This window comes from Vibrio salinus, assembly GCF_021272385.1.
Taxonomy (GTDB): domain Bacteria; phylum Pseudomonadota; class Gammaproteobacteria; order Enterobacterales; family Vibrionaceae; genus Vibrio; species Vibrio salinus.
Window position 1 is genome coordinate 581,034 of sequence record NZ_JAJSDZ010000009.1, and the last position, 20,617, is coordinate 601,650.

At 41.2% G+C, this 20,617-nt stretch carries 20 protein-coding genes; 18 read left to right on the forward strand and 2 right to left on the reverse strand.

What is annotated here, in order from left to right; genetic code table 11:
* Window positions 1–52: 52 nt before the first annotated feature.
* From LRQ06_RS10835 to LRQ06_RS10850, 4 genes are all read left to right on the forward strand, one after another.
* Window positions 53–1,744: a solute:sodium symporter family transporter gene (locus LRQ06_RS10835; RefSeq protein WP_232766339.1), complete on the forward strand. Its 1,692-nt coding sequence runs from the start codon at window positions 53–55 to the stop codon at window positions 1,742–1,744.
* Window positions 1,745–1,866: 122 nt separating this feature from the next.
* Complete coding sequence (gene iolE, locus LRQ06_RS10840) at window positions 1,867–2,763, forward strand: myo-inosose-2 dehydratase (RefSeq protein WP_232766340.1); 897 nt, start codon at window positions 1,867–1,869, stop codon at window positions 2,761–2,763.
* Between the two features lie 241 nt (window positions 2,764–3,004).
* Window positions 3,005–3,736 carry a DUF2884 family protein gene (locus LRQ06_RS10845; RefSeq protein WP_232766341.1) on the forward strand — a complete coding sequence of 244 codons (732 nt, stop codon included), beginning with the start codon at window positions 3,005–3,007 and terminating at the stop codon, window positions 3,734–3,736.
* Window positions 3,737–3,917: 181 nt separating this feature from the next.
* A complete protein-coding gene (locus tag LRQ06_RS10850) occupies window positions 3,918–5,273 on the forward strand; it encodes a sodium-dependent transporter (RefSeq protein ID WP_232766342.1) in 1,356 nt (451 codons plus the stop codon).
* A gap of 57 nt (window positions 5,274–5,330) precedes the next feature.
* Here LRQ06_RS10850 and LRQ06_RS10855 read toward each other — a convergent pair whose 3' ends face one another.
* The gene (locus LRQ06_RS10855) at window positions 5,331–6,803 is read right to left on the reverse strand and encodes an aminoacyl-histidine dipeptidase (RefSeq protein ID WP_232766343.1); all 1,473 of its coding nucleotides are present in this window, start codon (window positions 6,801–6,803) and stop codon (window positions 5,331–5,333) included.
* 857 nt (window positions 6,804–7,660) lie between these two features.
* On the opposite strand from LRQ06_RS10855, the gene LRQ06_RS10860 reads away from it, so the two are divergent.
* From LRQ06_RS10860 to pgpA, 14 genes are all read left to right on the forward strand, one after another.
* Window positions 7,661–8,959, forward strand: coding sequence for an NCS2 family permease (locus LRQ06_RS10860; protein ID WP_232766344.1), 1,299 nt, complete (start codon window positions 7,661–7,663; stop codon window positions 8,957–8,959).
* A 27-nt stretch (window positions 8,960–8,986) separates the two neighbouring features.
* On the forward strand, window positions 8,987–9,451 hold the full coding sequence (gene gpt, locus LRQ06_RS10865; RefSeq protein ID WP_232766345.1) for a xanthine phosphoribosyltransferase: 465 nt from the start codon (window positions 8,987–8,989) through the stop codon (window positions 9,449–9,451).
* A 126-nt stretch (window positions 9,452–9,577) separates the two neighbouring features.
* On the forward strand, window positions 9,578–10,816 hold the full coding sequence (gene frsA / locus LRQ06_RS10870; RefSeq protein ID WP_232766346.1) for an esterase FrsA: 1,239 nt from the start codon (window positions 9,578–9,580) through the stop codon (window positions 10,814–10,816).
* 95 nt (window positions 10,817–10,911) lie between these two features.
* Window positions 10,912–11,286 (forward strand): sigma factor-binding protein Crl, encoded by a 375-nt coding sequence (gene crl, locus LRQ06_RS10875; RefSeq protein WP_232766347.1) that lies wholly within the window; start codon window positions 10,912–10,914, stop codon window positions 11,284–11,286.
* A 127-nt stretch (window positions 11,287–11,413) separates the two neighbouring features.
* Window positions 11,414–12,547 (forward strand): glutamate 5-kinase, encoded by a 1,134-nt coding sequence (gene proB / locus LRQ06_RS10880; RefSeq protein WP_232766348.1) that lies wholly within the window; start codon window positions 11,414–11,416, stop codon window positions 12,545–12,547.
* A 20-nt stretch (window positions 12,548–12,567) separates the two neighbouring features.
* Window positions 12,568–13,818, forward strand: coding sequence for a glutamate-5-semialdehyde dehydrogenase (locus LRQ06_RS10885; protein WP_232766349.1), 1,251 nt, complete (start codon window positions 12,568–12,570; stop codon window positions 13,816–13,818).
* 156 nt (window positions 13,819–13,974) lie between these two features.
* Window positions 13,975–14,424, forward strand: a complete 450-nt coding sequence (gene nrdR, locus LRQ06_RS10890; protein ID WP_232766350.1) for a transcriptional regulator NrdR — start codon at window positions 13,975–13,977, stop codon at window positions 14,422–14,424.
* A 6-nt stretch (window positions 14,425–14,430) separates the two neighbouring features.
* Window positions 14,431–15,540 (forward strand): bifunctional diaminohydroxyphosphoribosylaminopyrimidine deaminase/5-amino-6-(5-phosphoribosylamino)uracil reductase RibD, encoded by a 1,110-nt coding sequence (gene ribD / locus LRQ06_RS10895; protein ID WP_232766351.1) that lies wholly within the window; start codon window positions 14,431–14,433, stop codon window positions 15,538–15,540.
* A 5-nt stretch (window positions 15,541–15,545) separates the two neighbouring features.
* A complete protein-coding gene (locus LRQ06_RS10900) occupies window positions 15,546–16,202 on the forward strand; it encodes a riboflavin synthase (protein WP_232766352.1) in 657 nt (218 codons plus the stop codon).
* A gap of 66 nt (window positions 16,203–16,268) precedes the next feature.
* The gene (ribBA, locus tag LRQ06_RS10905; protein WP_232766353.1) at window positions 16,269–17,378 is read left to right on the forward strand and encodes a bifunctional 3,4-dihydroxy-2-butanone-4-phosphate synthase/GTP cyclohydrolase II; all 1,110 of its coding nucleotides are present in this window, start codon (window positions 16,269–16,271) and stop codon (window positions 17,376–17,378) included.
* A 180-nt stretch (window positions 17,379–17,558) separates the two neighbouring features.
* Entirely contained in the window at window positions 17,559–18,029 is a 471-nt protein-coding gene (gene ribH / locus LRQ06_RS10910; RefSeq protein ID WP_232766354.1) for a 6,7-dimethyl-8-ribityllumazine synthase, read from the forward strand.
* Window positions 18,029–18,496, forward strand: a complete 468-nt coding sequence (gene nusB / locus LRQ06_RS10915) for a transcription antitermination factor NusB (protein WP_232766355.1) — start codon at window positions 18,029–18,031, stop codon at window positions 18,494–18,496. The genes ribH and nusB overlap by 1 nt, the downstream gene beginning before the upstream one ends.
* 106 nt (window positions 18,497–18,602) lie before the next feature.
* Window positions 18,603–19,580 (forward strand): thiamine-phosphate kinase, encoded by a 978-nt coding sequence (gene thiL / locus LRQ06_RS10920; protein WP_232766356.1) that lies wholly within the window; start codon window positions 18,603–18,605, stop codon window positions 19,578–19,580.
* Window positions 19,577–20,074 (forward strand): phosphatidylglycerophosphatase A, encoded by a 498-nt coding sequence (gene pgpA, locus LRQ06_RS10925; protein WP_232766357.1) that lies wholly within the window; start codon window positions 19,577–19,579, stop codon window positions 20,072–20,074. The genes thiL and pgpA overlap by 4 nt, the downstream gene beginning before the upstream one ends.
* Window positions 20,075–20,123: 49 nt before the next feature.
* Here pgpA and LRQ06_RS10930 read toward each other — a convergent pair whose 3' ends face one another.
* Window positions 20,124–20,510 carry a DUF3461 family protein gene (locus LRQ06_RS10930; RefSeq protein WP_232766358.1) on the reverse strand — a complete coding sequence of 129 codons (387 nt, stop codon included), beginning with the start codon at window positions 20,508–20,510 and terminating at the stop codon, window positions 20,124–20,126.
* Between the last annotated feature and the right edge of the window lie 107 nt (window positions 20,511–20,617).

A 20,617-nucleotide genomic window follows, 5' to 3' on the forward strand; every position in this document is an offset into this window, starting at 1 on the left:
TTCTCCAATTTATAATCGATAAATGTGAATTAATTAAGGGTTTGGAGGTTCTATGCTATCTCTCTTGTCTTTTCTTGCGTTTACCGGGCTGGTTGCTTTTATAGCCTACAAGAAAACGCATAATGCACACCTTACGGAGTCATCGGAAGGTTATTTCCTAGGCGGCCGTTCTTTAACAGGTGTATACATTGGTGGTTCTATGCTGCTGATGAACATGTCTACAGAACACTTAGTTGGGTTAAATGGTCTTTCATTCAGAACCGGGTTTATTGTTATGGCCTGGGAAGTAATGGCAGCACTGACTATTGTGTTATTTGCTATGTATTTTCTTCCTAAGTATTTGAAACTGGGTATTTCATCAATTCCTGAATATTTGGAAAGGCGTTTTGATAAACAGACTCTCACTATTACATCCATCCTTTTCCTTGCTATGTATGTCGTCTCGCTGCTTCCTATTGTGTTGTATACAGGAGCTTTAGCATTAGAAAGTTTGTTCCAGGTTTCCAATGTATTCCATGTTGATAAAACAACCGCTTTATGGTTTATGGTTTGGGGTGTTGGCCTTCTGGGTACTATCTATGCCGTGTTTGGTGGTATTAAAGCTATCGCTGTTGCTGATACAGTGAATGGTGTTGGTTTGATTACAGGTGGTTTAACCGTAACTTGCTTCTCACTTGCTTATGTCGGTGATGGTAATATCTGGGGCGGTCTGGTTGAAGTATTCCAAAGTCATCCTGATAAATTTAACTCGATTGGTAGCAGTGATTCACTGGTTCCATTTTCAACATTATTTACCGGATTGATCATCTCTAATATGTTCTTCTGGTGTACTAACCAGTCTATTGTACAAAAAGCGTTAGGTGCCAAAAACCTGGCAGAAGGTCAAAAAGGTGTTCTGTTATGTGCATTCTTTAAATTAGTTGTTCCTTCTATCATTATTTTACCTGGTATTATTGCTTATCATATCTTTAATGGTCAGATTGATAATCCTGACAATGCTTATCCGAACTTAGTCCACTTAGTTTTACCTGAAATGTTGGTAGGGTTCTTTGCCGCAGTTGTTGTTGGTGCAGTATTCTCAACATTTAGTGGAGGACTGAACTCTTCAGTAACACTGTTTACGGTTAATATTTACAAGAAATCATTGAAGCCTGATGCAACAGAAGCTCAAACGGTTAAACTGGGTAAATATTTAGGCTTGGGTTTAGCATTTGTAGCTATGGGGGTTGCTCCGTTAGTGGCAAATGCGCCGGATGGCCTATTCTATCTGATTCAACAGCTTCAGGGTATTTTTAATGCTCCGATTCTGAGTGTTGTATTGGTTGGGTTGTTAACTAAACGGGTTCCTGCAATTGCGGCAAAACTTGGTTTGGTATTCGGTATGTCAGCCTACATTCTGTTTAACTTTGTGATAAAAATTGACCTTCATTTCTTCCACTTACTGGGTATATTGTTTGTATTGAATGTTGTCTTTATGCTGATTATTGGACATTTTTATCCTCAGGAAGCATACGAAGATGTTTATACAGAACAAGTTGATATTAAACCGTGGAATATGGGTAAACCTGTAGCAACATTAGTTTGTCTGGCATCTGTTTCTATGTATGTGTTCCTTGCTGAAAATAAACCAGACTGGGTTCAGACAGTTTACTATATTGTTGCAACGGTTGCATTGGTATACATATTCGGTTCCATTGGTAAGGCTTTGATAAATGCACCTAAAAAAGTGCCGGAAGCTTCATAGCAGTAATGGTTAAAAGATAAAATTAAATATTTTCTAGTCTTATAAAATTAGTTATGTGAAATGTTAATTCCAGAGAGATTTTGTTTCTCTCTGGAAGCAGAAAGAAGATTCAGGAGAACATCATGGATAAAAATAAAGTAAAACTGGGTATCGCTCCTATCGCTTGGACAAACGATGATTTACCGAGTTTAGGTGGTGAAAACACGTTTGCTCAATGTGTCAGTGAAATGGCTCTGGCTGGATTTACCGGAAGTGAAGTAGGTAACAAATACCCTAGAGATACTGCTTTATTGAAAGAAAAGCTGGCTTTACGCGGTATTCAAATTTGTAATGCTTGGTTCAGCACTTTCTTTGCTGATGGTAAAGAAGATGAAACCATTAATGACTTTATGTCTCATATGAATTTCCTGCATGAAATGGGCGCAAAAGTGATTGGCTGTTCTGAACAGAGTGGCAGTATTCAGGGTACTGATAAAGCTGTCTTTGATGAAAAACCTTCTTTTAATGAAGATCAATGGCAAAAAGTGGCGGCTGGTTATAACAAATTGTCAGAAATTGCGGCTGAAAAAGGCATGAAAGTTTGTCTGCACCACCATATGGGGACAGCTATTCAGACTCCGGCAGAAATTGATAAATTTATGGAAGTGACTGATCCTTCTGTTGGGCTGTTGTTAGATACCGGTCATATTTATTACTCTGAAGGTAATCAGGAAGCAATCATTAATGTCCTGTCTAAATATGTAAAACGTATTCCTCACGTTCACCTAAAAGACATTCGTGATGAAAAACGGCAGCAGGTTATTGCTGAACACCGTAGCTTCCTTGATGGTGTCAGATTAGGTGCTTTCACTGTTCCTGGAGATGGTGTCATCGACTTTAAACCAGTATTTGAGATTCTTGATCAAAATGATTACGAAGGCTGGATGGTTGTGGAAGCTGAGCAGGATCCAAGCGAAGCGGATCCTCTTGAATATGCTCAGAAGGCACGTCAATACATTAAAGATACTGCTAATATCTAGTGTAACGTATTATCCTATATGCAAAGGTTTTCCTTATATAATCAAGTTGGATAACAACAATAATTGTGCATATCATTGTGACACTTTTATTTTAGGCTCCTTAACCGGAGCCTTTTTATTGTTGGTTGCTTATTGCTCAGGTTTTAAGGGGATATTTCACATGTACTGAAATCTTTTCTGGACTTGATTATTAAGTGGTTAAATATTACTCTGCCCATGAACAATAAAGATAAGAGTATATATGAGTAGATTTGCATTATTTTTTCTGATTCTTTTTTCCCCGTTTGTGTTTGCCGAACAGTGTCATTTTAATCTTAAAAATGAGCTGCATTATGACGGAAATAATGTCTCCATTGTTTTGGATAACGGTAAGATTGCAACGTTGAGTCAGGATGATCGTCTGATCGTTAACGATACAGATTATCCATTGACGTCAGAACAACAATCAATGCTAAGTCACTACAGACAGACTATTTCCTCTGCGATGAAGCAGTACGAATCGGTAATGTCTGAATATATGCAACAGCCGGATATATTGATCGATGAACTTTCATCCGTTCTTGGTGATAGTAATAACTTTGAAGTGCTTAGGAAAAAAATCCATTCTTTTTGGCATTCGGCTTCCAGTCATTATTATCAAAATGGTCAGTTTGTTGTTGGAGATGATGTTATTTCTCAGCTTGATGCATTGTGGGACAAAATGAAGGCTTTTTTTGATCATGAAACCTTATCTGATTTATGGGCTGCTTTTTCGGAAGGAACGGCCAATTTGGGAAATCTTACCTTTTCTGAGTTTGCTAGTCTGATTCAGGAACTAAACAGCAAAATTTATCGTCATTGGCAGCAGTTCTCTGAGAAAAAAGATCACCAGAAAAAGCAATTATGTGACTCTTTTAATCAGTTGATTGATCAAGAAAAATCAATACATGAATCAATTCCTGAACTGGAAAATTATCAGGTGTTTACTATTTAAACTGCATTTGGGGATAAATCAGATTGCTGTTTTACCGGATGATTTTTTTCTGTGTAAATATATTTTTACAATTCATAAATCTATAAATTGCCCATACCTTTAATAAATATATCGTCTCTGTGTTGTGTTATAGCATCTATTGCTTTACTGTACTAGTAAACTAGTTTGTTAGTGTGGTTGTATGACAGATTTAAACAAAAGAGAGCTTTTTGGCTCAAAATTAGGCTTTATTTTATCGGCTTCCGGTGCTGCAGTTGGTTTGGGAAATATTTGGGGGTTTCCTACTCAGGCTGCAAGTAATGGTGGTGGTGCTTTCCTTTTAGTTTACCTTATCTTAATCGCTGTGGTTGCTTTCCCCATGTTGGTTGTTGAATTAGCCATTGGCCGACATGGGCAGGCTAATCCGATTGACAGTATGAGAAAACTGACGGATTCCTCCGGTATTAAACCTTTAGCTGCCGGAGTTGGATGGTTAGGTTTGTGCGTTCCGACGGCCGTTTTATCTTTCTATAGTATTGTCGGGGGATGGATAATTTGTTTCTTTCTTGCTGATCTTTGTGAACTGGTTAATTTTAGTGATCAGGCTGCGTGGCTAGAAAAATTTAGTATTGAGAGAAATATATTTGGTGCGGTTATTTTTTATCTTCTGACTATTTTGATCGTTCAGGGAGGAATTAAGCGGGGTATTGAAAAGTGGTCTGTCAGACTAATGCCTTCTTTGTTTATTCTGTTTGCCGGATTGTTTGTTTACATTATGTTTCAGCCCGGTGCTGTTGATGGACTGAAGATGTATCTAATCCCGGATTTTTCCAAGATATGGGATAAAGATCTGCTCCTTGCTGCGATGGGACAAGGATTTTTCTCTTTGACCATTGGTGGTTGTTCAATGCTGATTTATGGTTCTTATCTGAGTAAGAGTGCTAATCTGCCAAAGATGGCGCTGAGTGTCACTTTAGTAGATACTGCTGTTGCCTTTATTGCTGGTTTGGTGGTTATGCCTGCGATGTTTGTGGCGATGGCTCAGGGAGTCGAGATTTATTCTTCCGATGGCAGTTTGTTAAATTCTGATACTTTGGTTTTCAGAGTTTTGCCTATGATGTTTGAAGGTCTGGGTTCTTGGGGAAGCATTGTATCTTTGATCTTTTTCCTGCTGTTAACGATTGCAGCATTAACTTCTTCAATTTCAATGCTGGAGTGCCCGGTTACTTTGGTAAGTGAACGTTTTAATGTCTCAAGAAATGTCTCAACATGGGGGTTGGGTATCCTGATCGCCCTGTTCAGCGGGGTTATTCTCTTTTCTTTTTCTTCTATGTTTGGTTTGGTTGCGACGCTGGCAACGCAATACCTTCAACCGATTGCTGCTTTGATGTTCTGCATCTTTGGCGGGTGGGTATGGAAAAGAAATAGAAAAGTGAATGAACTCAAGCAGGGATTCCCTGATTTTGAAAACCGTTTCTTCGGACGTATATGGCCGGTTTATGTCAAAGTGGTTTGTCCGGTTCTTGTTACGGCAGTGGTTTGGAATGCCATTTTTTAAATTTTACATTATTACTGTTATAAAATGGCCCCGTTCATAAATGATCGGGGCTTTTTATTATTTTTCGGGAATGTTTTCCAAAGTGGCGGTTAGCTGTTGCCAAAATTGTTCGACGGTTTTTATTTCTACCATTTCATCCGGAGAGTGGGGATGCTTAATGGTCGGACCGAAAGATATCATGTCCATATGAGGGTAGGGCTTTTTAAACAACCCACATTCCAGACCTGCGTGAATGACCATTATGTTGGGTTTATGGCCGTACATATTTTCATAGATGGATCGGAATAGTTTCATTATTTCTGAATCCGGATCCGGTTTCCAGCCCGGATACTGACCACTGAATTCAATTTTTGCACCCGATAAAGAAGACAAAGATGTGAGTATTCCTTCGACTTCTTCCTTTCCGGAATCAATTAATGAACGAATCAGGCTGATAATGGAAATATGTTCTTCTTCAGTTGTAATGACTCCGACATTAAGAGAGGTTTCAACAATACCGGAAAAATCTGAGCTCATTCTCATGACACCATTTGGAATGGCATTGAGCAGATTAATAAATGAATTTTGTGTGTTTTGGGTCCAGATATATGGCAATGTTTCATCAGTCATCGATAAAGACATATTGAGGTTCGTTTCGATTGAAGAAAACTCCTGTTTTATGCAATAGAGGTATTCTTCCAGGCTGATATTTAATTTAGAAAGTTTATGCTCCGGAATAACTCCGGTCAAAAATACTTCCCTTGGGATGGCGTTACGTAGCGAACCACCGGTAAATTTTGCCACTTTGATTTCTAGTTCATGAGCGTATTTAGCCAGAAACCGTCCCATTAATTTGTTCGCATTGGCCCTGCCAAGGTGTATATCAACCCCAGAATGACCACCACACAGTCCTTTCAGGCTTAGCTCAAAAGCTTTTATTCCTTCAGGTACTGGTTCTTTCTCCAGTGGCAGAAATATTTCACTATCAATTCCTCCGGCACAACCAACGTAGACTTCTCCTTCCTGCTCCGAATCGGTATTCAGTAAAATTTCGGCTTCGAGTAAATTCGGTTCAAGGTTTGAAGCGCCAGTCATGCCAGCTTCTTCATCAATGGTCAAAAGTATTTCAACAGGGCCATGTTGAATATTATCTGAAGCAAGAACCGCCAGACAGGCTGATAGGCCAATGCCATTATCCGCACCCAGAGTCGTTCCTTTTGCTTTTACCCACTCACCATCAATGTATGGTTCTATTGGATCAAGGGTGAAATTATGTTGTTTATCTTCATTTTTTTGCGGAACCATATCCAGGTGTGCCTGAAGTGCCACCGTTTTTCTGTTTTCTAAACCTTTTGTTGCCGGTTTTTTGATAATGATGTTTCCGATACGATCTCTGCACACTGTCAATTTTTGATCTTCTGCCCAACAGACGATTTCTTGTATTAATGTTTCTTCATGCTTTGATGGATGTGGAACCGAACAAATTTTTGCGAAGAATTGCCATACTAGATTTGGGTATAGCTGACTAATATCTGATTGGATATCCAGCATAATAAATCCTTATTTTATTATTTGTTAGTTATATAGTCTAAATTTTAGGTTATTTTTAAATATTAATTTCTTTTCACAATAAAGTACTGTCTGACAGGATACCACTCGGCGGCAGATTTCATATAAAAAATTACGTATCGGGTAGCACAGGATCTGAAAAAGTAAACTGTGATCTTGCATTTTTGAAAACAAAACCACTCAAATATGTAATAAAATTACAATTATTTTGGGGTTCAAAATTAAATTATTGGTTATATATTAATCAATAAGCATTTTATGTTGTAATAAATTTTCTTTATGGTATATTAATAACCATCTTATTGAGATCATTTGATCCTGATGAGAGTTGTTCGAGATGGCATCATTTATGATGACTGAATCGCTCCTGAATTTTTTAAAGCAGAATGAGGTTTGTTGCTCCAAGATATTTCCTCATGCTCTTTTGCCTGAACTGGTTCTTCCTGTGATTCTGAACTCGGACATTTTGTTCACCCCTATTGTATTGGAAGTCAAATAATCCACCGCCATTTCCTTATAACAAGGAAGTGGCGTTTTTTTATCTTTCAGATAGATAATGATTAATAATGCCTGTTTTTATTGGTTTTCTTTTCTTATTCGCCCATTTTACGGCAAGATGAGTTTTATTTAGATTAATTAATAAGCTTTAGATTTTGCTGAAATTAGGAAATAGCACTGCTAATTTTTACCGGATGGTAAGGGACCTATTTTGCATTACTCATTGACCAAAAGGTCAATTTTTATCGTGTTTTGGCTAGAATTTGCTAGTCTAACTCTCTATAATCGCCTCCCAATCGATTACGCAACCGTTTACTTTTATATCTTTTTAGGATTCGATCATGTTCGAAAAACTTTTTAAGCTCAGTCACTATGGAACTGATGTTCGTACAGAGATTATTGCCGGGATTACCACTTTCCTGACAATGGCTTATATTATTTTTGTTAACCCGGCCATCTTAGCCTCAACTGGTATGGATCAGGGTTCCGTTTTTGTTGCTACCTGTCTGGCAGCGGCGGTCGGTTGTTTGATCATGGGTTTGTATGCTAATTACCCAATTGCTCAGGCTCCGGGCATGGGTCTTAACGCCTTCTTTACTTATACCGTTGTTGGCGGTATGGGGTACTCCTGGCAAATCGCCTTAGCTGCGGTTTTCTGTTCCGGAGTTTTGTTCGTTTTACTTAGCTTATTTAAAGTGCGGGAGCTGGTAATTAATTCCATTCCAATGTCTCTCCGTGTGGGTATCTCTGCTGGTATCGGGCTTTTCCTTGCTATTATAGCTTTAAAGTCGGCCGGTATTATTGTAGCGAACCCTGCAACGATAGTGTCTTTGGGGGATATTACTTCATTGCATTGTTTACTGGCTGTTCTGGGGTTCTTTTTAACGATTGGTCTGGTTCATCACAATATAAAAGGAAGCGTTATGATCGCTATTCTGGTTGTTACCGGTATTGGCATCCTTTTAGGGGATGTGCCATGGCATGGTATTGTTGATGTTCCACCCAGTATTGAACCAACGTTTCTAAAACTTGATCTTGAAGGTGTCTTTACCGTTGGTTTGATTCCTGTCATTTTTGCATTTTTGTTTGTGGATTTATTCGATACTGCCGGTACTTTAGTTGGTGTTGCAACTAAAGCGAATCTGATTGGTAAAGATGGTAAAATTCCCCGTCTGAATCGGGCATTATTGTCTGATTCAACAGCAACTGTTATTGGTTCTCTTTTTGGTACATCGAATACAACATCTTTTGTTGAAAGTACGGCTGGTGTTGCTGCTGGTGGACGGACAGGTTTAACTGCGGTTGTTGTTGGAATATTATTTATTCTTGCTCTATTCTTTGCACCATTAGCTGGTATGATTCCTTCTTATGCAACGACAGGTGCGTTATTGTACGTTGCCGTTCTGATGATTTCCGGTTTATCTCACGTTAAGTGGGATGATTTGACAGAAGCGGCTCCGGCGGCAATTACCTGTATTATGATGCCATTTACCTATTCGATTTCTCAGGGCATCGCGTTAGGGTTTATTTCGTATGCACTGATTAAATTACTAAGCGGTCAGGGACATAAAGTGTCAATCACAGTATGGTTTATGGCTGTTATCTTCGCATTAGCATATGTATTTCATGTGTTTCACTAACATCACTTTTTGAATTGGGTTTTTGTCATGAGTAAAAAATTTCTAATTACCTGGGATAATATGCAAATGTACTGTCGTCAGTTGGCTGAGCTTCAAATGCCGGCAGAACAGTGGAAAGGTATTATTGGTGTCAGTCGTGGCGGATTGGTTCCGGCGGCGATTCTGGCGCGTGAACTCGGAATTCGTTATGTTGATACTGTATGTATTTCAAGCTATGACCATGACCATCAGCGTGATATGTCAGTGCTTAAAGCACCGGATCATGATGGCGAAGGCTACCTTATTGTAGATGATTTGGTCGATAGTGGCGATACAGCCCGTAAAATTCGTGAAATGTATCCTAAGGCTAAGTTGATTACGGTTTGTGCAAAGCCTGCCGGTAAAGAGTTGGTTGATCAGTATGTTGTCGATATTCCACAAGATACATGGATTGAGCAGCCATGGGATACCACGGTGTCTTATGTCGAACCGATTAATCGTAAGTTAAAGTAATAATTTGGTTTTATTTGACAAATGGCCCTGCAAAGGGCCATTTTTTTTATTACCATGAGGTCGGATAATGGTCCGCATAGGATTAACTTAGGTTTGCCGTTTTGATGACTATTCAGGGAGCTCTATATGTCAAAAAAAAATCTCTCCGAGAAACTATTTGATAATCACAAGCAGGCTAAAGAGACATCAGTTCTTACCACTTATATGCCCAGTAGTGAAAAAGTCATCGAAGAGAAAATTAAAAACAGCCCTAATGCCTGGTACCGGACATTACGTCGGATGCTATGGGCCTGGCAAGGGATCCACCCTGTCGATCAGGAAGAAGTGTTAGCCCGAATTGCTTCTTCGGATGCTTCCCGGACTTATGATCATTGGCTGGATACGGTTATGGGATATCATAGCGGTAACTGGGCCTATGAATGGAACCGGCTGGGGGCGCTTTATCAGCAACAGTCGCATGGACTGGAAAACGAAGAGGCAGCCAATAAACTGTTTTCCGCTGCCGTATGTTTTAGTATTGCCGGCTACCCTCATTTGAAGAATGACAGTTTGGCAATACAGTCCAGAGCTATGGCCGTCTCAGCTTATTCTGAGGCTTCTGAAAAAACCCGTTATTTAGTGAAACAGCTGGAGTTTCCTTATAAAAATAAAAAAATTATTGCTCATCTTCATGTCGCTAATACCGATGAACCACGACCTGTTGTTATGGTGAGTTGTGGGTTGGATAGTCTCCAAACGGATATGTGGCGATTATTCAGGGATTTTCTGGCTGAAAGAAATATCGCGATGCTGTCTGTGGATATGCCGGCAATTGGTTATAACTCTCACTGGCCGTTAACAGAAGATAGTTCCGTATTGCATCAGGCAGTGTTGAATCAGCTTCACACTGTTCCATGGATTGATCATCACAGAGTCGGTCTTATCGGGCTTCGTTTTGGCGGTAATGCGATGGTGCGGTTATCTTTTGTTGAGCAGACAAAAGTAAAAGCGTGCCTCACACTTGGAGCGCCAATACACGATATTTTATCGTCTCCGGATAAAATTAAATCCATGCCTAAAATGTACTTGGATGTGATGGCGTCCCGGATTTCCAGAAGTGCTGTTGACATCGATAGTCTGGTTGCTCGTTTACGAGCCTGGTCATTAAAATCACAGGGCTTGATTGGTGGCAGGAAAACACAGGTTCCAATTTTAGCTATTGCTATGGAAGATGATCCGGTATCTCCACTTTCTGACAATAAAATGGTTGCCATGTGTAGCCATGGAGGCCGCTCAGAGCAGATTAAAGCAAGAACATTATTTTCCGGATATGAGGAAACGTTAGATAAGGCAATAAATTGGCTTGAAAATGAACTAATTGAGTGACAAATAAAGAAAATTCCGATACATATATTATACCGGTTTGATATGTGTGCTTATTTATATAAAGGTCACTTATTCAGTAGATAAGGAGAATCGTAGTGTTAGACAGTATTAAGGAGCCGACTCATAATCGCTTGATCGCAACATTTAAAGCGGTTGGCCCGTATGTTCGGGAAGAACATTGTATCGATGGGTGTTATGTTTTCGATTGTTTGTCTGTATGCATTAACGATAAGAAAGAGCCCGAAAAGCGGGAGTTTTGGGGGTGGTGGATGGAGCTAACCAAAGAAGGTGAACATTTTAGTAGTGTTTCTCGTGTGGGGCGTTACGATTCTCGAGGTAAATGGGTTATTGAAGAGCCGGGGACTTCTGAGCTTGAAGAAGTCAAACGAACTCACGAAGTTTTTCTGGAGAAAATAAAAACAGCATTAAAAGAAAAGTTCGATTTAGATATTGAACTTAATTCCCTTTGATTCTTTACTCTCCCGTAGTCAGATTCTAATTTAAATCAAAAAGGCACAAATAAGTGCCTTTTGTTCTTGTTTATTCTTCCGTTGATTGCTAAAACGTTGTCTCTGATTTTCTTTATATTGGGCTATCATGACAACAAATCGAAGTGGAGAAACTCAACAATCCAAAACTGTGATTGTTAAGTTAGGGACAAGTGTTCTTACCGGAGGCACGCTTGCGCTGGATCAGGCTCATATGGTTGAGTTGGCCAGACAGTGTGCAGAACTTAAAAAACAAGGCCATTCTGTGGTTTTAGTGTCTTCAGGAGCTATTGCTGCCGGAAGAGAGCATTTGAATTACCCCGCACTTTCGCCCGCAATGTCAAGTAAACAACTGTTGGCCGCTGTCGGTCAAAGCCGGTTGATTCAGGTCTGGGAATCTCTGTTTGATATCTACGGTATCAAAATAGGTCAGATGTTACTTACCAGGGCCGATCTGGATGATCGGGAGCGGTTTCTGAATGCCAGAGACACGATTAATGCACTGATTGAGAACGATATCATTCCTATCGTGAACGAAAACGATGCGGTGGCCACTTCCGAAATTAAAGTAGGTGATAATGATAATCTATCGGCTCTTGTCGGGATTTTGTGTGGTGCTGAAAAATTATTGCTTCTTACTGATCAGAAGGGGCTGTTTACCGCAGATCCACGTAAAGATCCGAATGCAGAGCTTATCAGAGAAGTTAAGACCATCGATGATACATTACGTAAAATCGCCGGAGGAAGTGGAACAACACTGGGTACCGGAGGTATGGCAACAAAACTACACGCAGCTGATATAGCAAGACGTGCCGGTATTGAAGTCATTATTGCTGCCGGACGGGCACCGAATGTTATTATGAATTCGGTAAATGATATTCCGCAGGGAACAAAATTTCTCCCCATTGAGGAAGCACTGGAGAGCCGTAAGCGTTGGATTTTAGCCGGACCGTTGTCCAATGGAGATATTTTTGTCGATGATGGCGCTGTTAATGCTTTGGTGCAAAATGGAAGTAGTTTATTGGCAAAGGGCATTGTAAAAGTAGATGGTCATTTGTTTGCCCGGGGAGATGTGGTAAAAGTGTACAATCAGGAAGGCCATTTGATTGCTAAAGGTATTACGGCTTACTCAAGAGAAGATCTGGAGAAAATCTCCGGGAAACACAGTAAAGATATTGATACTATTTTAGGTCATGATTACGGTGCAGAGGTGATTCACCGTGATGACATGGTGATAATTTAAGAAACAGTGGGAATGTGATTGTGGATTTAATCAAAATAGGGAAAGCGGCTAAAGAATCCGCTTTTCAGCTTGCGACAACTTCGACTGCACAGAAAAACAAAGCATTAAGATTGATTGCTGATGAGCTGGAGCAAAATGCAGCAACCATTCTGACTGCGAATGAAAAAGATATTCAGTTGGGGCGACAGGCTGGGTTAACGGAAGCCCTTTTAGATCGCTTACTTCTGACACAAGAACGTATCACTGCAATTGCTAACGATGTCAGAAATGTGATTAGTCTTAAAGACCCGGTTGGGGCCGAAATTGACAGTTATGTTCTCGAAAACGGCATGTCCTTGTGTAAAAGACGGGTACCGCTGGGGGTTGTCGGAGTTATTTATGAAGCCAGACCAAACGTGACTATCGATATTGCTGCACTGTGCTTGAAAACCGGTAATGCCAGTATTTTAAGAGGCGGTAAAGAAACGTTTTTCTCAAATATGGAACTGGTTAAGGTTATTCAGGCTGCATTGAAGAAAGCTGAATTACCAATAGATGCCGTTCAGTATATTGAAAAGCCAGATAGAGAATATGTGGCTCAGTTACTTAAACTGGATCAATATGTTGATATGATTATCCCTCGTGGAGGAGCCGGATTGCATAAAATGTGTCAGGAAAACAGCACGATTCCGGTTATCATTGGCGGATTTGGTATCAGTCATATCTACATTGATGATTCGGCGGATATCAAACGTTCTGTCGATGTGGTAATTAATTCGAAAATTCAGCGGCCATCCGCCTGTAATTCTTTAGATACTTTATTAGTGAATGAACAAGTAGCGGCGGAATTTTTGTCTGAATTAGCCGGTAAATTAAAGGATTCAGTTGAGTTTGTTGTCGATGAAAGTGCCAAATCTTATATGACTGAAGCAGAAAAGCAACGCCCGGCTGTTGATGGTGATTTTGATACTGAATGGCTGGGGTATGTTTTAGGCGTAAAAGTTGTTACCGATGTCTTCGGGGCTATTGAACACATGAGGGTTCATAATGCGAGTCATTCCGATGCCATAATGACCAATGATCTGAATCATGCAGAGCTGTTTATTAATTCTGCCGGTTCTGCTGCGGTGTATGTAAACGCATCAACCCGCTTTACCGACGGTGCTCAGTTTGGTTTGGGGGCTGAAGTGGCGGTATCAACTCAAAAACTGCATGCCAGGGGGCCAATGGGGCTGGAAGAGCTGACCAGCTATAAATGGGTAGGTAGAGCGGATTATTTAGTCCGAAGCTGATTTCTGTGTTTCAAATCTTTAAAAAGGGGCATATCAGCCCCTTTTCCTTTCACTAACTCATCCGTTTCCGTTACACTTCCGTCCCAGAGTTATTAAATTAATCGTCACCTGATGAATAGCTGAAAAGCTTTATCATCGCTCAGGTCAGGAGGTTGCATGCATTGTCCATTTTGTTCAGCAAATGATACCAAAGTTATCGATTCACGTTTAGTCGCTGATGGTCATCAGGTTCGTCGCCGGCGTCAGTGTTTAGCCTGTAGTGAGCGGTTTACAACGTTTGAAACAGCAGAGCTTGTGATGCCACGGGTTATCAAATCCAATGGAAACCGAGAGCCGTTTGATGAAGATAAAATGGTAAGTGGTATGCACCGGGCTTTGGAAAAGCGTCCTGTCAGTGCTGATGCTGTTGAGTTGGCTATCAGTGTGATTAAATCTCAGATCAGGGCAACCGGTGAGCGGGAAGTCCCAAGCGAAATGATTGGTAATCTGGTTATGGAGCAGCTTAGAGAGCTCGATAAAGTTGCGTACATACGATTTGCTTCTGTATATCGCAGTTTTGAAGATATCCGGGAGTTTGGTGAAGAAATTGCGAAGCTTGAAGACTAAGATGTTATGACTATGTTTTCTTCTTTTGATCATCTTATGATGGCCCGTGCTATATCGTTAGCAAAAAAAGGGGTATTTACGACTCATCCTAATCCCAATGTAGGCTGCGTGATTACATCAGGGAATAAAATTGTGGGAGAAGGCTGTCATTTTAAGGCCGGAGAACCGCATGCTGAAGTTTATGCTTTGAGAATGGCCGGAGATAAAGCCAGGGGAGCAACGGCTTACGTGACGTTAGAACCCTGTTCTCATTACGGCCGAACACCGCCATGCGCAAAAGGGCTGATTGATGCCGGCATTAGTCAGGTTGTTTGCGCTATGCAGGATCCGAATCCTCAGGTTTCCGGCCGGGGAATTCAGATGCTGAGAGACGCCGGCATCGATGTCAGAGTCGGTTTGCTGGAGGCGGATGCGAGACACATTAACCGGGCTTTTTTGAAAAAAATGGAGTCAGGACGTCCCTGGGTTCAGTTGAAGATGGCCGCCAGTATCGATGGACAAACTGCTTTAGATAACGGAGAAAGCCAGTGGATTACGTCTGCTGAAGCCCGTCAGGATGTTCAGAAATTTCGGGCTCAGGCCGGTGCCATTCTTTCTACAAGTCAAACCGTGATTTCCGATAATGCCTCCCTTAATGTCCGGTGGAGTGACTTACCTTCATCAGTTAAGGAAAGTTATCCCGATCATTCAGTGAGACAGCCGGTTAGGGTCATCCTTGACCGACAACACCGTCTAAAACCTGATATGGCCCTGTTTCAGAGTGGCGGGGCTGCTTTGACGGCGGCAGAATCAGAGGCCGACGTGGTTGTTCCCTTGGACAGTACGGGCCGGTTAGACCTGAGTAAATTGATGGATGCTCTGGCCAATGATCTTCATATTAATCATATCTGGGTTGAAGCCGGAGCTACGCTAGCCAGCTCTATGATTCTGTCTGGAATGGTTGATGAGCTGGTTATTTATCTCGCGCCTAAAATGATGGGAAGTGATGGTAAGGGGTTATTCGGAACTTTTGGTTTCACTAGTATGAAAGATGTGATTGACCTGGAATTTACCGATATACGAATGGTGGGCAAAGACTTGCGGGTGATTGCTAAGCCTTTATATAAATTAGGGTAATAGTTATGTTTACCGGAATTATTGAAGCAGTGGGTACGATAGCTGCTATTACTCCGAAAGGGGAAGATGTCACCATTAAGGTGAATACAGAAAAATTGGATATGATGGATGTTAAGTTAGGCGATAGTATCGCGACTAATGGCGTTTGTCTGACGGTCATCAGTCTGTCTGAAATGACATTCTCAGCGGATCTTTCGTTAGAAACATTAAATAAAACCGGCTTTTTACAATATCAGGTTGGGGATTCGGTAAATCTTGAAAAAGCTATGCTGGCGACCAGCCGTTTTGGGGGGCATGTGGTTTCCGGACATGTCGATGGTGTCGGTGAGGTGGTTGAAAGAAATCACGTAGGTCGTGCTATTGAGTTTTGGGTCCGGTACCCGAGAGAGCTGTCGAAATATATCGCAGAAAAAGGGTCGGTTACCGTTGATGGTATAAGTTTGACGGTTAATGCATTGCGGAAAGATGCATTCAGGTTAACTATCGTGCCACACACATTATCAGAGACAACCATTGATCATTTTCAGGTAGGTCAGAAAGTGAATCTTGAGGTGGATGTGATGGCGAGATATATCGAAAGGTTATTGACGTCTCGGCAGGATAACGACCAACCGTCGTCGAAAGTTACCTTGGAATTTTTACAACAAAATGGTTTTGCATGATGTTAAATGCCCAATAAAGGGCTTAGAAAACATTTTTATACCAGAGAATTTTACAGGATTAGAGCAATGGCGATTAGCACACCAGAAGAAATTATTGAAGACATCCGTCAGGGGAAAATGGTCATTCTGATGGATGACGAAGATCGTGAAAATGAAGGCGATATTATTGTTGCTGCTGAAAAGGTAACACCTGAAATTATCAATTTTATGGCGACTCATGGACGGGGACTGATTTGTCTGACGATGACCAAAGAGCGATGTCATCACCTTGGTTTGTCTCCTATGGTGAAAGACAATACGGCTCAGTTTTCTACCGCTTTCACGGTATCCATTGAAGCTGCCGAAGGCGTAACGACCGGAATTTCAGCGGCAGACCGGGCGACAACGGTTTTAACAGCAGTTGCTCCGGATGCCAAAGCGGCTGATTTGGTCCAGCCAGGTCATATTTTCCCTCTGGCCGCTCAGGATGGTGGTGTACTTACCCGTGCCGGACACACTGAAGCCGGGTGTGATCTTGCTCGTCTGGCCGGGCTGGAACCTGCGTCTGTCATTGTTGAGGTTCTGAAAGAAGATGGCACAATGGCCCGCCGTCCGGATCTTGAAATGTTTTCAGAAAAACATGGTATCAAAGTTGGCACCATCGCATCATTGATCGAATATCGTAATAATACTGAAACTACGATTGAAAGAGTGGCATCATGTACGTTACCAACAAAGTATGGTGAATTTGAACTTGTCACTTATGAAGATACGATCGATAAGCAAGTTCATTATGCGCTCGTTAATGGTGAAGTCCAGAATTCAACCCCGCTTGTGCGTGTTCATTTAATTGATACGTTTACGGACGTATTAAAAAGCGATCGGAATGCCAACCGTAGCTGGAGTATTGATGAAGCGATGGAGAAAATCGGTTCTGAAGGTGGGGTACTGGTGTTACTTGGTAATGAAGAATCTTCTGATTTACTGGTTCACCGGGTGAAAATGTATGAGTTGCAGGATAAAGGTGAAGCGCCTGCGATGGCAAAAAAACAGGGGACTTCACGCCGGGTTGGTGTCGGTTCTCAAATCCTGGCTGACTTGGGTGTAAAAGACATGAAACTTTTATCCTCGGCTAATAAAAAGTATCATGCTTTAGGTGGTTTTGGATTGAACGTTGTTGAGTATATTGTTTGTTAGGACAAACAAATCTCAGCAAGCGTTTTGATTTTTAATTTGGTTATGATTGATGTGTGAATCGCTTTATTCTTTTTGTCAGACAGTCTTAGTAACAGCAGACAAATTAGCAATAGATATTGCGTGAGTATTTATGCTAGAATCCGGCGATTCTCACATATGAATAGTGTTAAAGGTAGGCTTATGAAAGTTATCGAAGGTGTTCTGCCAGCACCAAATGCAAAAGTTGCTATCGTTATTTCTCGTTTTAACAGCTTTATCAACGAAAGCTTGCTATCTGGTGCAATCGATACTTTAAAGCGTCACGGACAGGTATCTGATGACAACATAACTGTTGTCCGTTGCCCGGGAGCGGTGGAACTTCCTCTTGTGGCTCAGCGTGTAGCCAGAACGAAAAAGTTCGATGCGATTGTTTCTCTTGGTTCTGTAATTCGTGGCGGCACACCTCATTTTGAGTATGTGTGTAGTGAAATGAATAAAGGTCTGGCACATGTTTCGCTTGAATATAGTATTCCGGTAGCATTCGGTGTATTGACTGTAGATACCATCGATCAGGCGATCGAACGCGCAGGTACCAAGGCTGGTAATAAAGGTGCAGAAGCTGCACTAAGCGCACTTGAAATGATAAATGTTCTTTCTGAAATTGATTCCTAATGGGGGCCAGTGTGAAACCAGCCGCACGTCGTAATGCACGTCAGTTTGCTTTACAAGCTATTTATTCTTGGCAAATAACTAAAGAGAATGTAGCGACAATTGAAGCGCAGTTTTTAGCAAACGAAAAATATGACGATGAAGAACATCGTTCATCGGAGCCGTCACTGTCAGCACCAGAAACGGATGTGGATTATTTTAAAGATCTTCTGGCTGGTGTGGTTACGGCTCATCAGGATTTGGACAGCAAATTAAGACCTTACGTATCCCGCCCTATGCAGGATTTAGATATGATGGAATTGGCATTGCTTCGTCTTGCTATGTATGAAATGACACGTCGTCAGGATGTACCATATAAAGTGGTTATCAATGAGGCTATTGAGTTAGCAAAAGTGTTTGCTGCGGAAGAAAGTCACAAGTTTATTAATGGTGTGTTAGATAAAGCTGCACCACATGTTCGTCAAAAGTAATACCGTTATGATAAAAAAGGTCAGCTGATGCTGACCTTTTTTATTGGGGAAGGCTGATAACAGGCTATGCACTTTTCATTATTTTTACAGGCAGTTGGTGTGATATATGTCAGGTGAGTTCGATATTATTAAGGCTTATTTTAGTCATAAGCAAAGTGTCAGGAGAGATGTTGATCTTGATATTGGGGATGACTGCGCCATTGTCAGAGTGCCGGATAATTCCAGAATCGCCATTACGACAGACACCTTGGTTGCCGGGACTCATTTTCTGACCGGGGCAAACCCTGCATGGGTTGCGCATAAAGCATTAGCTTCTAATATCAGTGATTTAGCTGCCATGGGTGCCACGCCAGCCTGGTGTTCACTAGCACTTACTTTGCCTGAGGCAGACAACGAGTGGCTTCAGTCTTTTAGTCAGGCTTTTTTTGACTTGGCAGATTATTATAATATCCACCTTATTGGAGGGGATACAACCAAAGGGCCTCTGAGTATAACAATTACCATCCAGGGATTTGTTCCTTTCGAAAGAGCTATTCTGAGAAGTGGCGCGAAAGTCGGGGATTGGATTTATGTGACCGGAGAGCTGGGGGATAGCAAGGCCGGGTTGGATGTTATTTTAAATCCGGATCTAAGAAGCCATCCAGCAGGTGACGAATTGGAAAAAAGGCATTATCTTTCAACGCCGAGAGTCTTAGCCGGGCAAGCCCTGGTTAATGTTGCGTCTTCCGGTATTGATATTTCAGATGGTTTGATTTCTGACTTAAGACACATTCTCAATGCTTCCGGTGTCGGAGCCCGGTTAAATCTGGAGTCTCTCCCTGTTTCGGACGAACTGTTAGAATTTGTTAAGTATAATAAAGAACAGGCATTCCAATATGCCCTGACCAGTGGCGAAGAGTACGAACTCTGTTTTACTATTCCTGATTACAGCCGGGTATCTTTGGAAAGTGCGATGGCGTATACCGGAACCCGCTATACCTGCATCGGACAAATTCAGGCCGGTGATGAGCTGTCTTTGTATTTCAATCATACAAAAGTGAACTGGCAGTTGGCCGGATACGATCATTTTCTGAGGAAAGAATGAATAACAATCCGTTATCCAAAATCAATTTATCAAACCCTTGGCATCTTTTAGCAACAGGGTTTGGCAGTGGGTTATCTCCGGTTGTTCCCGGGACAGCCGGAACACTGGCATCTATACCTTTTTATTTATTACTGGTTCATTTTCCTGCGTGGCTTTACATTCTGATATTAGTTTTCGCGAGTATTATTGGCGTGAAAATCTGTTCTCAAACGTCTTCAGATATGGGGGTTCATGATCATGGCTCGATTGTCTGGGATGAGTTTGTTGGTTTTTGGATAACCATGCTGGTGGTTCCCCTTCTTAATTTGCCTGTTTTCGATTGGCATTGGATTGCGATTGGTTTTATCTATTTCCGTATTTATGACATGCTTAAACCCTGGCCTATCAGTTGGCTGGATAAAAACGTTCATGGTGGCGTCGGTATTATGATCGATGATATTGTGGCGGGGATTGCAGCGGGTCTTACTTTATGGTTCACGCATCTGTATTTTTGAAAGCAGTGGGGATAATGATTCCCCACTGCTGGTTTGTTTTTTCTGTTAACTAATGATGTAAGCGGTTGACATCGTGGGTAATCTCGTTAATTTTGGCGATGACCACTTTTTCTAAGTGTTTTAGATCGCTAAGTATTTTTTTCTGCAAGTCATGTTCTGTCAGTTTGTGTGCCTCAGTAATTTCATTTAGCTCATCCAAAACCAGTGTCAGGGTTCGGTTTATTTCGGTTACATCTTTGTATTGATGCGTTCCACTGTCGACGAGTATGGTTTTTTTTTGTCGTGGATATTTGAGTTTAATACTTTTGGCAAATAGTTCTCCTTCTTGTTTGTAAAAATAAATTTTAAGCACATCAGAAAGTGCTTCTTGACGGAGTGTATATTTTTGTATTTTGCTAGGTTCTTGAATGCCTAAATCAGTGAGATATTGATACATAGGGTGACCTCTCGGCTGAGTCTCGTTGCCATACTAATTGTTACTCACTTCTTAATTATTATGGGTTATGACTCCAAGTTTTACCGAGAGGAATGGTGATTTGTGTC

Excerpts from the sequence above, each read along its gene's own strand:
- LRQ06_RS10835 (WP_232766339.1), top strand. The coding sequence starts at position 53 with ATGCTATCTCTCTTGTCTTTTCTTGCGTTTACCGGGCTGGTTGCTTTT.
- iolE (WP_232766340.1), top strand. The coding sequence starts at position 1,867 with ATGGATAAAAATAAAGTAAAACTGGGTATCGCTCCTATCGCTTGGACA.
- LRQ06_RS10845 (WP_232766341.1), top strand. The coding sequence starts at position 3,005 with ATGAGTAGATTTGCATTATTTTTTCTGATTCTTTTTTCCCCGTTTGTG.
- LRQ06_RS10850 (WP_232766342.1), top strand. The coding sequence starts at position 3,918 with ATGACAGATTTAAACAAAAGAGAGCTTTTTGGCTCAAAATTAGGCTTT.
- LRQ06_RS10855 (WP_232766343.1), bottom strand. The coding sequence starts at position 6,803 with ATGCTGGATATCCAATCAGATATTAGTCAGCTATACCCAAATCTAGTA.
- LRQ06_RS10860 (WP_232766344.1), top strand. The coding sequence starts at position 7,661 with ATGTTCGAAAAACTTTTTAAGCTCAGTCACTATGGAACTGATGTTCGT.
- gpt (WP_232766345.1), top strand. The coding sequence starts at position 8,987 with ATGAGTAAAAAATTTCTAATTACCTGGGATAATATGCAAATGTACTGT.
- frsA (WP_232766346.1), top strand. The coding sequence starts at position 9,578 with ATGTCAAAAAAAAATCTCTCCGAGAAACTATTTGATAATCACAAGCAG.
- proB (WP_232766348.1), top strand. The coding sequence starts at position 11,414 with ATGACAACAAATCGAAGTGGAGAAACTCAACAATCCAAAACTGTGATT.
- nrdR (WP_232766350.1), top strand. The coding sequence starts at position 13,975 with ATGCATTGTCCATTTTGTTCAGCAAATGATACCAAAGTTATCGATTCA.
- ribD (WP_232766351.1), top strand. The coding sequence starts at position 14,431 with ATGACTATGTTTTCTTCTTTTGATCATCTTATGATGGCCCGTGCTATA.
- LRQ06_RS10900 (WP_232766352.1), top strand. The coding sequence starts at position 15,546 with ATGTTTACCGGAATTATTGAAGCAGTGGGTACGATAGCTGCTATTACT.
- ribBA (WP_232766353.1), top strand. The coding sequence starts at position 16,269 with ATGGCGATTAGCACACCAGAAGAAATTATTGAAGACATCCGTCAGGGG.
- ribH (WP_232766354.1), top strand. The coding sequence starts at position 17,559 with ATGAAAGTTATCGAAGGTGTTCTGCCAGCACCAAATGCAAAAGTTGCT.
- nusB (WP_232766355.1), top strand. The coding sequence starts at position 18,029 with ATGGGGGCCAGTGTGAAACCAGCCGCACGTCGTAATGCACGTCAGTTT.
- thiL (WP_232766356.1), top strand. The coding sequence starts at position 18,603 with ATGTCAGGTGAGTTCGATATTATTAAGGCTTATTTTAGTCATAAGCAA.
- pgpA (WP_232766357.1), top strand. The coding sequence starts at position 19,577 with ATGAATAACAATCCGTTATCCAAAATCAATTTATCAAACCCTTGGCAT.
- LRQ06_RS10930 (WP_232766358.1), bottom strand. The coding sequence starts at position 20,510 with ATGTATCAATATCTCACTGATTTAGGCATTCAAGAACCTAGCAAAATA.